Source organism: Streptomyces aureocirculatus, from assembly GCF_000720475.1.
GTDB lineage: Bacteria > Actinomycetota > Actinomycetes > Streptomycetales > Streptomycetaceae > Streptomyces > Streptomyces aureocirculatus.
Genome location: NZ_JOAP01000004.1, coordinates 58805 through 72275, shown reverse-complemented (window position 1 = coordinate 72275; position 13471 = coordinate 58805). Strand labels below are relative to the sequence as shown.

Below are 13471 nucleotides of genomic sequence, written 5' to 3'. Positions count from 1 at the left end.
AGGAAGGAACCGCCGTGCGCATAGCCATCCCTAGCGTTACCAGCCGCATTCACGAGGGAGTTCTGGGAGTTCTGAAGGACGCCTTCGGTGACGTGGACCTGGAATTCACGCGCCGGACTCTGACCAGGTCCGTCGCCCCGGGTGTCGATCTGGTGCTGTGCCGGGGCACGGATGTGCCACTGCTGGTGTCGCTGGGTATCGCCGACGTGGGTATCACCGGCTATGACATGGCGGTCGAATGGTCGCTGGCGTTGGGCACAGAGCTGGAAATCAGGTCTCTCGCCCCTGCCCGTACCTCCTTTGTCACCTACGCCACTGTGCAGGGGCGCAAGGTGAACCGCATCTATACTGAGTACCCGCATCTCACCAAGGCGTGGGCGGCGGGCAGCGCAGAGCACGCGCACTGCGAGACAGTCGTCCTGCACGGCTCCTCCGAAGGGGTCATCCGGGTCGATGAACAGTCGGCGGGCGTACTCCTTGTCACCTCGGGACGTACCTCGGCCGACAGCGGACTCGACCTGACCATCCCGCTGCTTGAGACCGACGCCGTCGCGGTCCGCAGGCCCGGCCACGCCGCCCCTCTGGGCAAGACGGAACTCGAGACCCGGCCCGCTCTTCCCCTGCCCTCCTTCGTCACCGGCTGAGGCGGGCTCGGCGGCAGGATGCGACACGGGGGAGCACACGGGGGAGGAAGGGACGGCGAGACGTCCGGACGGTGGGTCACGGTGGGCCGTCCGGGACGGCTGGGGCGGCGCCGTGACGAACTGTTCGCGCGCTGGACACAGGAGTACGGGCCCGGCAACTGGCGCCTCGCGTGGCGGACAGGGCCCGTCTGCCATGGTCTCCACGGTGCCCTGGCGCTCTATGAGGACGCGTACTTCACCGCGCTCTCCCAGAACCGGAAGCTGCTCGACACGTTGGTCGGATGCGCGCGCGACGTGTACGACGAGGCGGAGCAGGACACCGCGTCGGGCCTCGACTACGCCGTACAGTCCTCCCCGGCCACGCACCTGCAGGACATCGCCGTGCGCCGGGTTCTGGTGCGGCTGGGCCGCTGGTTCGAAGGGGACGCCCTGCTGCGCGTGCGCGCACCGGGGGAGGGCGAGATGGACGCGCCGCACGGGAGGGCACGAGCTGCCTTGGACTCAGGACGGTTGCCCTTCCACCGGCCCGACCTCATCGTGCGCCCCCTCCTCACCGGCTGGTGGCAACCCCTCAGCGTCGAATGCTTCTACCAGTCCAACAAGCTGCTCCAAAGGCAAGCTGCTCCAAAGACAAGCTGCTCCCCGAGCGCACGGCCTGACGGAACGGACTCAGTGACGTACGACAGGTCAGTGACGTACGACAGGACCGAACGCGGTACGGAAGGACACGACCCGGTGGGAGACCCGTATGACCGACGGCCCTGACTTCTCCACGCTGCGTCTGCCAGGCAGCGGCGACGGCGGGGACCACGAGGGCCGGTCGAGCCCGGAGAGACTGAGGAAAGGTCTCGACTTCCTCGTCGAGGCACACCGGCTCACCGGAATCCACCGGCTCAACCGGCTGCTCGACGGCACCCGCGGCGAGTCGAGCGCGGAGCACAGTTGGCACCTGGCCCTGATGGCGATGGTGCTCGGCGAAGCACTGGCCCCGGACGTGGACCTCGCCCGGGTCGCCGCCATGCTGACGCTGCACGACCTCGTCGAGATCGAAGCCGGGGACGTCCCCATCTACCTGGACGACGAGCGTGCCGCCGCCCGGGAACGCGAGGCCGTGGCCGCCGAGCGTCTCTACGGCAGGCTCCCCGGTGACCAGGGCGGCCAACTGCGCGGACTTTGGCAGGAGTTCGAGGACGCCGCCACTCCGGAGGCACGTTTCGCCCGTGCCGTCGACCGGTTCCAGCCCGTCCTGATGCACTGGGCCGCGGGCGGGCAGGTCTGGCGGGAACGAGGGGTGAGCACCGCGGAGGAGCGCAGGGTCACCGGGAGCATCAGGACGTTCTGGCCCGAGCTGTGGCCCCTGACGGAGGCGCTGATCGAGGACGCACGCCGCAGGGGGATGCTGAGCGACCCGGGGGTGCCGAGTGACTGAGGCCCGCCGCCGCGCGCGGCACCCCACACGCCCCGGTACGCGCATCGGCGCACGGGCGACGGCGCCCAGGCGTGCACGGGCGTCGACGCACAGGCGTGCACGAGCAACGACGCCCAGGCGTGCACGGGCGTCGACGCACAGGCGTGCACGAGCAACGACGCCCAGGCGTGCACGGGTAACGACGCGGGACGTGCCGTGAAGATCACCCTGGTGTTCGTCGCGGAACCCGAGCAGGTCGGGCGCGCCCTGTGGACGGCGCCCCTGACCACCCCCCTGCTCGCCGAACGCCTTGAGACAGCGGGCCACCAGGTGGATCTGCTGGACACGCGCCTCTTGGAGCAGACGGCAGGGACACCGCAGTGGGACAGGGCCCTGGCGGAACGGCTGGCGGCGACGGACGGGGACGTCGTGGGCATCAGCTTCATGTCGCACTCGCGCGATGAAGGACTTCGGGTCGCGGAGATCTGCCGCGCCGCGGGCCGTCTCACTGTCGCGGGCGGACCGCACGCCACGGTGCGGCCCGGTGAGCTCGTGCGTACGGGACTCTTCGACGTGGTGGTGCGCGGCGAGGGAGAACGGGCACTGACCGGCGTACTGAACGATCTGCGGCACGCACGGGGCGAGAGCGGCAGGGTCGTCGAGGGTGAGCCGTTCGTGCTCGATCAGTACCCGCCGCTGCGCGACGTCGCGCTCTACCGGGAGGTCTACCGTCCGCCCGAGGCTTTGACGATGCCCGAGGCGGCCCGTCTCGCAGGGCTGCCGGAGGGTGACCTGCGGCGCCTGCTGAGCGCCGCCGGGGAAGCTCCCGTACCGCCGCGGAAAGCCGTCCCCGTGAGCGAGCTGCACCGCCTCGCACCCGATCTGTTCCCGGTACGGCGGGAGTTCCGCTCGATCTACCTGGAGCTCGGCCGCGGCTGCCCCTTCCGCTGCCGCTTCTGCACCCTGCAGAACGACTGGTTCTCGCCGAAGCGTGTGCGGCACCGCCCCTTCGAGGCCGTGGGTGACGAGATACGCCACTACGTGGAGCGGTTCGGCACCAACTATGTGATCGTGGTCGACTCCATCGCACCGGCCTACACACACTTTCCTCGGTTCGTCGAACTGATGAAGACCGAGTTTCCCGCCGTGGAGTTCAGCTTCAACTCCACAGCCGTCCACTTCACCCGGGAGGTGGCGGACCTGCTGGAGGGCGCCAACTGCCTGGTGTGGTTCGGCCTGGAAACGGCCTCGCCGCGCATGACCCGGCGGCTGCGGAAACCCGGCAGTACCCGCGGCAACCGCCGCACGGCCCGGATGTGCAACGAACGGGGCATCCGCTTCGGCGTGAACCTCCTCCTCGGCGTCCCCGGTGAGACTCCGGAGGACCACGAACTGACGCTGCGCTTCCTGAGCGAAGCACGGCCCTACAGCCCGAACCCCAACATCTTCACTCCACTGCCCGGCACGGCGCTGTACGACGAGTGCGCGGCGGCCGGGTCGCTGCGGGCCCCCGACGACTTCCACAGTTGGACGGCGGCCGAGGTCCGGCGCACCGGGCAGGGCCCCGTGCTCGGCGTCGACTACGCCGCGGTGCTCGACGTCTACGACCGCATGCTCGGCTTCGACCGTACCGGAGAGGTCGTGCACGTCGAACGCAACTGCCACCTGAAGCCGTTCGTCGCCGCCTCGGCCGCGCACGGAGCGCCCTGACGGCGCTGACGGACCTGACAGCCAACCGGGGGAACGACGATTCCTAGTCGGACCAGCGGAACAACCACAGCGCGGCGGCGAAGCTCCCCAGCGCCCACAACGCGAGCACGGCGACGGGAACGGCCACGTCCGCCAGGGTCTGCCCCTCCAGCATCACTCCGCGCAGCGCGTCGTTGAGCGTGGTCAGAGGCAGCGCCTGGACGAGCCCTTGCAGCGCGTCCGGAAAGTGGGAGGCGGGGAAGAACACCCCCGAGCCGATGTACATCGGCATGCTGACGACGCTGAGAATGCCGCTGACCGTCTGGTAGTTGGAGGCCCGGGCGGCCGCCAGCAGACCGATGCCCGCGAAGACGAACGCCCCCAGGGCCGTGAGCAGCAGGAGCAGCGCGAACGACCCGACGACCGGGGTGTCGAAGACGAGCACTCCGCATCCGACCAGGAGCGGCAGTTCGAGGAGCAGGAACGAGGCCCGCACCACGACGAAGCTCAGCAGGAACTGGCTCCGGCGCATGGGAGTCGCCACGAGTCGCTTGAGGACTTTGCGCAGCCGGATCTCGGCGATCGAGAAGCCCACCCCCCACAGGCCGCTCGACATCAGCCCCATCCCGATGAGGCCGGGGATGAGGAAGTCGACGTACCGTGAACCGGGCGCACGCTCCGCCACGTCGACCGCGGTGTTCACCTCTGGGGTCGTGGTGGTGGCCGCGGGTGTCTCTCCCGGCGCCGTGGCGGGGGCCCCGGAGCGGCGGGTGCCCAGCGCCGTGGCGGCGAGCTCCCGCGCGAGGCGGGACTCCGTGCGCCGCGGGTCGTAGTGGAACTCCGGGGGGTCGCCCGGTACGACCACCAGGGCCACCGCGCCGCTGCGCAGGTCGGCGTCGGCCGCCGTGCGGTCGAGCGGCCGCGCCTGCAACTGCGGATCCGTGTTGAGCATGGAGACTGTCCGCCCGGCACCGGGAGCATCCCGTACGGCGACCTCGATCGGCTCGTTGGGCCGGTCCGTGAAGGCCACTCCCAGGACCAGGGCGAGCAGCACGGGGGAGAGGAACGTCCAGAAGACACTGCCGGGCTCGCGATAGTACGTACGCAGCCTGGTCAGCACCAACTGTGCTGCAGGCGACGGGCGTTGACGCATGACCGGGGATCTCCCGCCGCCGTGGGGACAACTCGCCGGTCAGCTTGCAGGCTGTGCAGCCACTGGTCAAGAAGCGTCCACCGCGGCCCTGCGGCGATGTCTGCCCGCTGCTAGTTTCCCTGAGCATGGAAGGCATGGCGGTGGTCTTGCGTGGCCTGGTCAAGGAGTACGGTGCTGTTCGTGCCGTCGCCGGGATCGATCTGACGATCCCCCGGGGTGCGTGTTTCGGCCTGCTCGGCCCCAACGGCGCAGGCAAGACGACCACGATGGAGATCGTCTCCGGCCTCCTCGAACCCACATCGGGACAGGTTCGGGTGCTCGGCAGGAACTGGTCGTCGCAGCGGCGGGAGCTGAGGAAACGCGTCGGTGTCGCATTCCAGCAGACGCATCTGCCGGAGAAGCTGACGGTCGTCGAACTGCTGCGACTGTTCCAGTCCTTCTACCGCGAGGGCCCCGACGTCGACACCGTCCTGGAGGCCGTGGCCCTCACCGAGAGCCGCACCGTGCGCTACGACCGCCTCTCCGGCGGCCAGCAGCAGCGGGTCGCCCTGGGCTGCGCCCTGATGGGGCGGCCGGAGCTCCTGCTGCTCGACGAGCCGACCGCCGGGCTCGACACCCAGGCCCGCCTCCAGTTGTGGGAACTGCTGCGGCGGCTGCGTGCGGAGGAGAACCGCACCATCGTGCTCACCACCCACTACATGGACGAGGCCGAGCGCCTCTGCGACGGCCTCGCGGTCATCGACCACGGCAGGATCGTCGCCCAGGGACGACCCGAGGAGCTGATCTGTGAGGTGGCGAGCGACGGAGTGATCGAGTTCTCGGCCCCCGGGCCAGTGCCGCTTGACCGGTTGGCGGCCCTGCCCGGCATCCGGTCCGCACGCTCCACCCCCCAGGGTTATGCGTTGCGCGCGGCGGACGTACCGTCCACCGTCCAGCGCGTCCTTGCCTGCCTGGAGGACGCCGGAACGCAGCCTTCCACACTGTCGATCCGCCGGAGCACCCTCGAAGACGTCTTCCTCACCCTCACCGGCCGGCATCTGCGCGACTGAGGAGCCGCCACCGCCGAACTACCGCACTCAGCAAGGGACCTGGCCGGAATCCACCGACCGCGGACGCCCGGCGGTGACCCGTCGTTGACCCGCCCGCACGCGTCCCGCAGCATGTCTGGCAGCAGCGGCCCAAAGGCGCGCACGCGTACGTACGGCGCGGCACCCGGGCCGGTCGGCTCGTGCGGCGCGTGCCTGGGAGAGGCATTGAGGTACGGGGCGAAAGCAGGCAGCGGCCGCGGTCACCGGGACGGCGACGTCCGCCCATGGCGCCACGTCCTCGTGATCTGGGCGGCGGGGGTCCTGGCGGCCATGCGGCTTGGCGCGGTCGCGCCCGTCAGCTCCGTTCTCCGGGACGAGACGGGGCTGTCCCTCTCCACCGTCGCCTGGGCGACATCCGGCATGACCGCTGTCAGCGCTGTCCTCGGGGTGCCCGCGGGCTGGTGGACCTTGCGGGTCGGCGCACGCCGGGCCGTGTCCGCGGGCCTCGTCGTCATCGCGTTCGCCGGTTTCGGCGGTGCCCTTCTTGCCGAGGTGTGGCCCGCCCTCCTCACCGCGCGCGTCGCCGAAGGCTTCGGCTATCTGCTCGTCTTCGTCGGGGGCCCCATCGCTCTGACCCGTACGACCAGCGGGCACACCCGGTCCGTGGCGCTGGCCCTGTGGGGCACCTGCATCCCGGTCGGTCTCGCCGTCGCGAGCGGCCTCGGGGGCGCGGTGGCACCGGATCTGGGGGTACGTGGCTGGCTTGCCGTCACGGCGCTGGCCCCGCTGTCGCTCGCCCCGGCCGTGGCTCTCCTGCTGCCCCAGGTGCCACCCGGGGCTCTCCTGCCGCTCCGGGTGACACCCGCGCCACCGGCCAGCAACCGGCGGCCCACGGCGGTCTCCTGGCAGGGGCCGCTGACGCTGGCCGTGGCCTTCGCCTGCGTCAGCCTCATCGCCGTCGCGGTCGTCATACTCCTGCCGACGTACCTGACCGAGAAGCGGCACGTGTCCTCCGCGACCAGCGGTGCCGTCACCGCGGCCGTCTCGTTGAGCAGCGCCGTCGGCAGCCTCCTGGCCGGATGGGCCCTGCGCAGGGGGGCCACGCTCGCCGGGATGGTGCCCCTGGCCGCGGTCATGCCCGTCGCGGTCCTCCTGACCTTCTCGGCCGACGTACCGACAGCGGCAGGCACCGTCCTCGCGTGCTGCGCGCTCGCCGTCAACGGCATCCTGGTCTCGGCGATGTTCGCCGCCGTACCCGGTGTCTGCCGCCGGACCCGTGACGTGGAGGTCGCCAACGGCCTCGTCGCCCAGACGGGCAGCCTCGGCACGTTCCTCGGACCGCCCGCCTTCGGAGCGGCCGTCACCGGCGCAGGCTGGCCCGGCATGGGCCTGGCGACGCTCGCCTTCACCACGGCGGGCGCCACCCTGCTGTGGCGGTCGTCCCGCACCGTCCGGGCCCCCGGCCTTCCCCACCACGACCCGGAGCCTCGTACGAACGGGGAACGACCCGACAACGATGGTGAAGCCCCCCACCCACACCCACACCCACACCCGCACCCCCACCAGCACGAGCACCCGCACCCGCACGAGGACCAGCACGAGTACCGGTACGAGCACGAGCGCCAGGACACACCACGGCCCACCCCGGGAGGCATCCATGAAGATCGGAGATGACAGGGGCCGGGCCCCCGCACCCCACCGGCCCCGCCCGCACCCCCACGCACCGACCGGCCCCCCAGCACACGCCGGTTCCCTCGCCCATCCAGAAGAAACCCCCGCCTACGTCTACGACTTGGCCGAGGTCAGGAAGGCGCACCGACAGCTCGCCGCCGCCCTGCCGCCGCCCAGCGCCCTGTACTACTCCCTCAAGGCCAACCCGCACCCGGCGGTGCTGTGCCAGCTCGCCGCACTGGGCTGCCGCGCCGAGGTGAGCTCACCGGGCGAACTGCGCGCGGCCCTCCGCGCGGGCTTCCGCCCCGACGAGGTCCTCTACACGGGCCCGGGCAAACGCGACGTGGACATCTCGGGAGCGATCCGCTCGGGGGTGGCCGAGTTCTCCGTCGACTCACCCGTGGCCCTGCGCCAGCTCGCCAGGATCGGCCGCCAACACGACGAACGCCCCCGCGCGTTGCTGCGCGTCAACCAGCCGCTGCCGCCCGGCGGAGCGGGACTGGCCATGACCGGCGGCCCCTCCCAGTTCGGCGCCGACCTGTCGTGGGTCTGCGAGCACCCGGAGCAGTTCCAGGGCGAAGCGCACGCCCGGGTGGTGGGCCTCCACCTGTACATGGGCAGCAATCTGACAAGCGAGAGCGCCCTCCTCGCCACCTTCTCGTACGCACTGGACATAGCCCGGCAGGTCGGCGAAGCACTGCGGCGCGACCTCCCGGTCACCGACCTGGGAGGCGGGTTCGGGGCTCCCTACGCACGGCCTGGACCGCTCCGTGACTTCGGCGAACTGCGGGAGCCCCTGAAGCGTCTGCTCGACGGCGAACGGCCCGGCTGGCGCTCTCCGCACCGGCGTGTCGCCTTCGAGTCCGGCCGCTACCTCACTGCCTCCTGCGGGCGCCTTGTGACCCGCGTTCTGGATGTGAAGGTGTCCCACGGCCGCCGCGTAGTGGTGGTGGACTCCGGGGTGCACCACCTGGGCGGCATGTCCGGACTCAGCAGGGAGCACCCGGTCGAGCCGGTGCTGCTCACCACGGGCCCCCGCCCACCGCACCCCGGGCCCACCCTGGTGGCGGGCCGCCTCTGCCATCCGCGGGACCGCTGGGCGATCGGCACCAGCCTGCCCGAGGTCGCGGAGGGAGATCTGTTGGCGGTCGAGAACGTGGGAGCGTACGGACTGCACGCCTCGCTCACGCTGTTCCACGCGCACCCGATGCCCCTGGAGATCGTCGTCGACGGCGGCCGGGAGATCGAGCGCAGCCGCATCGGTGTGCACAGGGAACGGTGCTGACCCATGGCCGCCCCGCGGGTACGTTCTTTCGCCCCCGACCCGGGAGCCCTCCATACGATGGCGCCGCCGGCACCGGCACCGGCGCCGTTCACCGTCGTCATGCGCGACGACACGCAGTACTGCGTCCGCCGGCTCACCGCCTGGATCGCCCGGGACACCGGCTGCTCCGCCGCCACGCTCGCCACCGTCCTGACGACGGGCTACCAGCGCTTTCAGGCGGAGGTACGCGCTGCCCTGCACACGGCCGCCGACCGGCCGGAGCGGGCCGAGTTCCACCTCGTCGACGCGTCCGCGCTCGAACGCGCCGTGCGCCACAGCGCGGGCGGTGGCGACAGAGTGATCAGCCTGGACCCCCTGGTGCGGCGTGCCGTCACCCCGCTGCGGCTCTCCCGCGGCTTCCTGCTCGGCGGGACGCGTTCCGTCGGCCTCGTGACGAGGCCGGGAGCCCGCGCGATCGGCGAACAACTGGGTGCTCTGCGTGCCCGGTGGGGCGGCGGTAGCTGCACGCTCCTCGACGACGACATCTGCACCGCGGAAACGGTCGGTGCGGCGGTGCGGCTGCTGCGTACGGCCGACATCGCGGTGAGCCGGATCGTCTCGGGCATCCAGCTCGGGACCACGGAGCGGCTGCGGCGGGCCGTCACCGGAGTGCCCGTCACGCCCGTCATCGCCTACCGGTACCCCGACGAACGGGAGGGCGCCGCCGGGAGGGTCGGTCTCGCCGATCCGAGGAACTTTCTGCTCGGCGTCTCGGGACTGGCCGTCTTCCTCCCCGACGGCACCTGGGGCCGGGCCCCCTACTGGCTGCCCTTCGTACGCACCACGGCCCGTGTCGGTCTGCGCGACGCCCACCGCGACCGCCCCTTCGCCCTCGCGATGCTCGCGGCCAACGCCCGCTTCTACGCGCGGATCGAACGAGAGCTCCGCGTCCCCGTACGGGTACGCCATCTCCACCCTTCCGTGGGCCGCCTGCTGTGCTCCATGGACATGGCCTCGCCGGACACACCCGTCCGGAGAGCCGTCGACACCCTGCGCGCCGGTCTCGACCGCTACACCGAGACCGCCCGCTCCTGGGAGGCCGTGCACGCGCGTGCCTCCGCGAGGAGGCTCCTACCGTGACGGCCCCGGCGAGCCCACCGGCCGAAGTCGTCGTCCTGCTCGATGTGAACGGCACCCTGGTCCCGCACGACACCCCCGGGCCGCCCCTGCCACGCATTGCCGCCCGCCTCGCCCGCGCCGTCGCGCTGGCACACGAGGCAGGGGTGTCCGTGGGACTGTGCTCGGACTCGCCCCTGGAACAGTTGCGGGCCTTCGGCCACCACATCGGCCTCGGACCGCCCGGACGGTTCCCCGTCGTGGCGGAGAACGGCGCCATCGTGGCCTGGGACGGGCGCCTTCGGCCGAAGCGGCCCTTCCCGCACCGCGCGGCCGTCCGCGCGGTGGTGTCCCGCCGGGCGCTTGCGGCAGGGCTGCGGCAGAGCCAGGACGTCGTCGGGCCCGAATTCGGCGGTGGCCGACCACCGGGGGACGCGTGGGCGTTCGGGGCGAACCGGCGGTCGTCCGTCAGTGTCTTCGCGCCACCGGACCTGGTGACCGTGTGGGCCCGGTATCTGACCTGCTGGGGGCGGCGCGCCGGGGTGCGCCTCGCGGTCGACGCGGCCCCCCGCCACTCGTACCTCGGCATCCACTCCTGCGTGCCGCTGCGCTCCGGCAAGCGCCGCGTGCTGGCCGAACTCGCCCGTGCGGGGCACCGGGTCGTGATGGTCGGGGACTCACCGGCCGACTGGGTGCCGCCCGGCACGGGGGTCCGCTGCGCGTTCGTCGCGGACGCGAACGTGCCCGCCGCCGTACGTGCCGCCTGCTGGCACGCCGCCACCAGGCCGGGGGCGGCAGGAGTCGTCGAGGTGCTGAGACGCGTGGCCGCGGAGCGCCCGCCGGGAAACGGCCACGACAAGGGCAGCGGCCACGACAAGGAATCCGGAACGGAGGGGCGATGAAGCGCAGGGCCCGCGTGGGTGTCGTCGGCTGCGGCATGATCGCGCAGCTCATGCACCTGCCGTATCTGACCGAACTGCGGGACCGCTTCACGACGGTCGCCGTGTGCGACCGGGCGGGCGATCTGGCGCGGCGCGTCGCGGCGCGTTTCGGGGTGCCGCACACCTACGGGTCGTGCGAGCAGATGCTCGACGCCCACCCCGACATCGACGCCGTCCTCGTCCTCAACCGGGACCACTTCGAGGTGGCGTACACGGCGCTGGAGCGCGGCAAGCACACCTTCACGGAGAAGCCGCTCTGTTACACCGAGGCGGAGGCCCGCCGACTGGTGGACCTCTCCCGGCGCACCGGGGCGAAGCTGATGGTCGGGTACATGAAGCGCCACGACAGCGGTGTGCAGCGAGGACTGGAGGAGATCAGGCGGATCGACAAGCCCCTGATGGCGCGGGTGCACTTGGTCGTCGGACCGGATCACGGCAACTGGATCGTCCCGCAGGTCATGTCCCTCGACCGCCCGGCGGGGCCCGTGGACACCTCCGACGCCGACGGGCGGCGACCGAAGGTGCTGCGCGAACTCGGCCCGGTCGGCGACACGCTCTTCACCGCGTACATGAACATGTTCGGAGTGTGGAGCCACGACATCAACATGTACCGGGCGGCGTTCCCCGGCTCTCCCGACTCGATCAAGGCCCATGTCTCACCCGACGGGAGCGTCTTCTGCGCGCTGCTCCAGTACGAGGACGGCTTCCAGACCGTGTTCCAGTGCGGGGCAACAACCGTGCGGCGGTTCGAGGAGGAGCTCACGGTGTGGGGGACCGACCGGGTTGTCGCGTTGGAGATCTCCAACCCCTTTCTCCGCCATACGCCGTCGAGGGTACGTGTCACCCGCGACGACACCGCGGCGGTACGTGTCACACGCGACGACACGGCCGCGGCGGTGCGGGCGCGGAGCGCGGCGGTCGAAACCCTCGGGACCGTCGTCGAGCAGACGGTCACCGGCTCCTACGACGAGCCGTTCCGGGCCCAGCTCCGCCACTTCCACGACTGCGTCACCACGGCCGCCCGACCGGTCACCAGCGGTGCGGACGCGCTGGCGGACATCCAGCTCATGACCGACATGATCAGGGCAGCGACACCGGGAGCGCCATGACCACGATCAGCGGGAGCGCCACGACCATCAGCGGCAGAGACCGGATGTTCCTCGCCTTCGACACGCCCCGCACCCGCCAGCATGTCGCGTTCGTGGCCACGCTCGGGCTGCCGCACGGCGCCGAACCCGGCCACCTGGGACGGACACTGTGGCGAATGCGTGCCGCACAGCCCGTCGCGCCGCCGTTCAACTACCGCCTCCCGCGCCGCCGCGCCCCGTGGCTGGCACGCGCCTGGGAGGTGGTGGCGGACAGCGCGATCGACCTCCGCCATCACGTGCGGTGCCACACGCTGCGCCCGCCGGGCGACATGAACGAACTCGCCCGTGCCGTCTCCCTGCTGCACTCGAGCCCGCTCGATCCGGCCCGCCCGCTGTGGGAAATGCACCTCATCGGCGGGCTGAACGCGGCGGCCGACGAGCACTTCGCCCTGTACTTCAAGTTCCACCACGCGCTCCTGGACGGCGAGGGCTGCTTGCGGCGGCTGCGTCACATGCTCAGCGCCGACCCGGCGGACGATGCGATGCGTCCCCTGTGGGGCGTGGTTCCGGCGCCACCGGCCGGGGCGCAGGACACCGCCTCGCGTCCGGGCGGGGTGGAGGGGGCGCCCGGGTTGGTTACCGGCCCGGGGGCGCCCGGGGTGGTTACCGGCCCGCGCCGGGGCGAGCCGGACGACAGCATTAGCCAGCAGCAGCGGCGGCGACGGCGCATCATGCCGTTCACCGCCACACGGACCGTCCTGAACGGCCGTATCGGCCCCTCCAGGGCCGTGGCGATGAGCAGCTACGACCTCGACCGGCTGCGCAGGGTCGCCGGGGCCAGCGGAGCGACCGTCAACGAAGTCCTGCTCGCGGTGTGCGGCAGCGGCCTGCGTGTGTATCTGAACGACCGCGGCGAACTGCCCCGGCACAGCCTGTCTGCCGGTGTCCCGATGTCGGTCCGCGAGCCGACCGACCTGCGCGCGGCCAACGTCTTCACCCTCATGGTGATCGACCTGGCCACCGATGTGGCCGACCCCGTCGAACGCCTGCGCCGGATAGTCCGGGCGAGCGACAAGGCCAAGTCGGACTTGCGGGCCATGTCGCGGTCCGCGGCCGAGCGTCACGGAGCGCGGATCAGTGTTCCCCTGGTCCTCCAGCACCTCGTCGGTCTGGCGGGGCGGGTACCGCCCCCGTACAACGTGGTGGTGTCCAATGTGCCGGGCCGCGGTCGGCCGTCGTACTTCCTCGGCGCGAAGCTGAAGGCGGTCTACGCCCTGGGGAGCCTCTGCCACGGGACGGCGCTCTTCATGGCCGCGTGCTCCTCCAACGGGCGCCTGCATCTGACGATCACCGCGGACCGGGACACGTTTCCGGACCTGCGCCGGCTCCGCGTCCATACCGACGAAGCGCTGGACGAGCTGACCCGCAGAGCGGGGTGACCGAGGAGAAGGACACTAGAAAGAGGCGAA

At 71.5% G+C, this 13471-nt stretch carries 12 protein-coding genes; 11 read left to right on the top strand and 1 reads right to left on the bottom strand.

Annotation, left to right across the window (positions count from 1 at the left end; all coding sequences use genetic code 11):
* Positions 1-14: 14 nt before the first annotated feature.
* The 4 genes from IG78_RS0104725 to IG78_RS0104710 all read left to right on the top strand — a co-directional run bounded on the left by IG78_RS0104725 (position 15) and on the right by IG78_RS0104710 (position 3762).
* Positions 15-644, top strand: coding sequence for a type 2 periplasmic-binding domain-containing protein (locus IG78_RS0104725; protein ID WP_078964827.1), 630 nt, complete (start codon positions 15-17; stop codon positions 642-644).
* 81 nt (positions 645-725) lie between these two features.
* The gene (locus IG78_RS0104720) at positions 726-1409 is read left to right on the top strand and encodes a hypothetical protein (protein ID WP_030559933.1); all 684 of its coding nucleotides are present in this window, start codon (positions 726-728) and stop codon (positions 1407-1409) included.
* A complete protein-coding gene (locus tag IG78_RS0104715) occupies positions 1393-2073 on the top strand; it encodes an HD domain-containing protein (protein ID WP_051852371.1) in 681 nt (226 codons plus the stop codon). Before IG78_RS0104720 ends, IG78_RS0104715 begins: the two co-directional genes overlap by 17 nt.
* Positions 2074-2268: 195 nt before the next feature.
* Complete coding sequence (locus IG78_RS0104710) at positions 2269-3762, top strand: B12-binding domain-containing radical SAM protein (protein ID WP_030559930.1); 1494 nt, start codon at positions 2269-2271, stop codon at positions 3760-3762.
* Positions 3763-3805: 43 nt separating this feature from the next.
* Here IG78_RS0104710 and IG78_RS0104705 read toward each other — a convergent pair whose 3' ends face one another.
* On the bottom strand, positions 3806-4894 hold the full coding sequence (locus tag IG78_RS0104705; protein WP_030559929.1) for an ABC transporter permease: 1089 nt from the start codon (positions 4892-4894) through the stop codon (positions 3806-3808).
* Positions 4895-5028: 134 nt separating this feature from the next.
* Here IG78_RS0104705 and IG78_RS0104700 point away from each other — a divergent pair, with 134 nt between their 5' ends.
* The 7 genes from IG78_RS0104700 (at position 5029) to IG78_RS0104670 (ending at position 13441) form a co-directional block, all read left to right on the top strand.
* Positions 5029-5943, top strand: coding sequence for an ABC transporter ATP-binding protein (locus tag IG78_RS0104700; protein ID WP_199813231.1), 915 nt, complete (start codon positions 5029-5031; stop codon positions 5941-5943).
* A 204-nt stretch (positions 5944-6147) separates the two neighbouring features.
* On the top strand, positions 6148-7596 hold the full coding sequence (locus IG78_RS0104695; RefSeq protein ID WP_159398243.1) for an MFS transporter: 1449 nt from the start codon (positions 6148-6150) through the stop codon (positions 7594-7596).
* Complete coding sequence (locus tag IG78_RS0104690) at positions 7580-8878, top strand: type III PLP-dependent enzyme domain-containing protein (protein ID WP_078964823.1); 1299 nt, start codon at positions 7580-7582, stop codon at positions 8876-8878. Before IG78_RS0104695 ends, IG78_RS0104690 begins: the two co-directional genes overlap by 17 nt.
* 57 nt (positions 8879-8935) lie before the next feature.
* The gene (locus IG78_RS49045; protein WP_030559923.1) at positions 8936-9997 is read left to right on the top strand and encodes a hypothetical protein; all 1062 of its coding nucleotides are present in this window, start codon (positions 8936-8938) and stop codon (positions 9995-9997) included.
* Entirely contained in the window at positions 9994-10875 is an 882-nt protein-coding gene (locus IG78_RS0104680; protein ID WP_030559922.1) for an HAD family hydrolase, read from the top strand. The genes IG78_RS49045 and IG78_RS0104680 overlap by 4 nt, the downstream gene beginning before the upstream one ends.
* A complete protein-coding gene (locus IG78_RS0104675) occupies positions 10872-12023 on the top strand; it encodes a Gfo/Idh/MocA family protein (protein ID WP_030559920.1) in 1152 nt (383 codons plus the stop codon). Before IG78_RS0104680 ends, IG78_RS0104675 begins: the two co-directional genes overlap by 4 nt.
* Positions 12020-13441, top strand: coding sequence for a wax ester/triacylglycerol synthase family O-acyltransferase (locus IG78_RS0104670; protein ID WP_030559919.1), 1422 nt, complete (start codon positions 12020-12022; stop codon positions 13439-13441). Before IG78_RS0104675 ends, IG78_RS0104670 begins: the two co-directional genes overlap by 4 nt.
* Positions 13442-13471: the final 30 nt, after the last annotated feature.

Bases quoted from the DNA above. Each gene is read 5' to 3' on its own strand.
- IG78_RS0104705 (WP_030559929.1), bottom strand. From the start codon at position 4,894: ATGCGTCAACGCCCGTCGCCTGCAGCACAGTTGGTGCTGACCAGGCTG.
- IG78_RS0104670 (WP_030559919.1), top strand. From the start codon at position 12,020: ATGACCACGATCAGCGGGAGCGCCACGACCATCAGCGGCAGAGACCGG.
- IG78_RS0104690 (WP_078964823.1), top strand. From the start codon at position 7,580: ATGAAGATCGGAGATGACAGGGGCCGGGCCCCCGCACCCCACCGGCCC.
- IG78_RS0104715 (WP_051852371.1), top strand. From the start codon at position 1,393: ATGACCGACGGCCCTGACTTCTCCACGCTGCGTCTGCCAGGCAGCGGC.
- IG78_RS49045 (WP_030559923.1), top strand. From the start codon at position 8,936: ATGGCGCCGCCGGCACCGGCACCGGCGCCGTTCACCGTCGTCATGCGC.
- IG78_RS0104675 (WP_030559920.1), top strand. From the start codon at position 10,872: ATGAAGCGCAGGGCCCGCGTGGGTGTCGTCGGCTGCGGCATGATCGCG.
- IG78_RS0104700 (WP_199813231.1), top strand. From the start codon at position 5,029: ATGGCGGTGGTCTTGCGTGGCCTGGTCAAGGAGTACGGTGCTGTTCGT.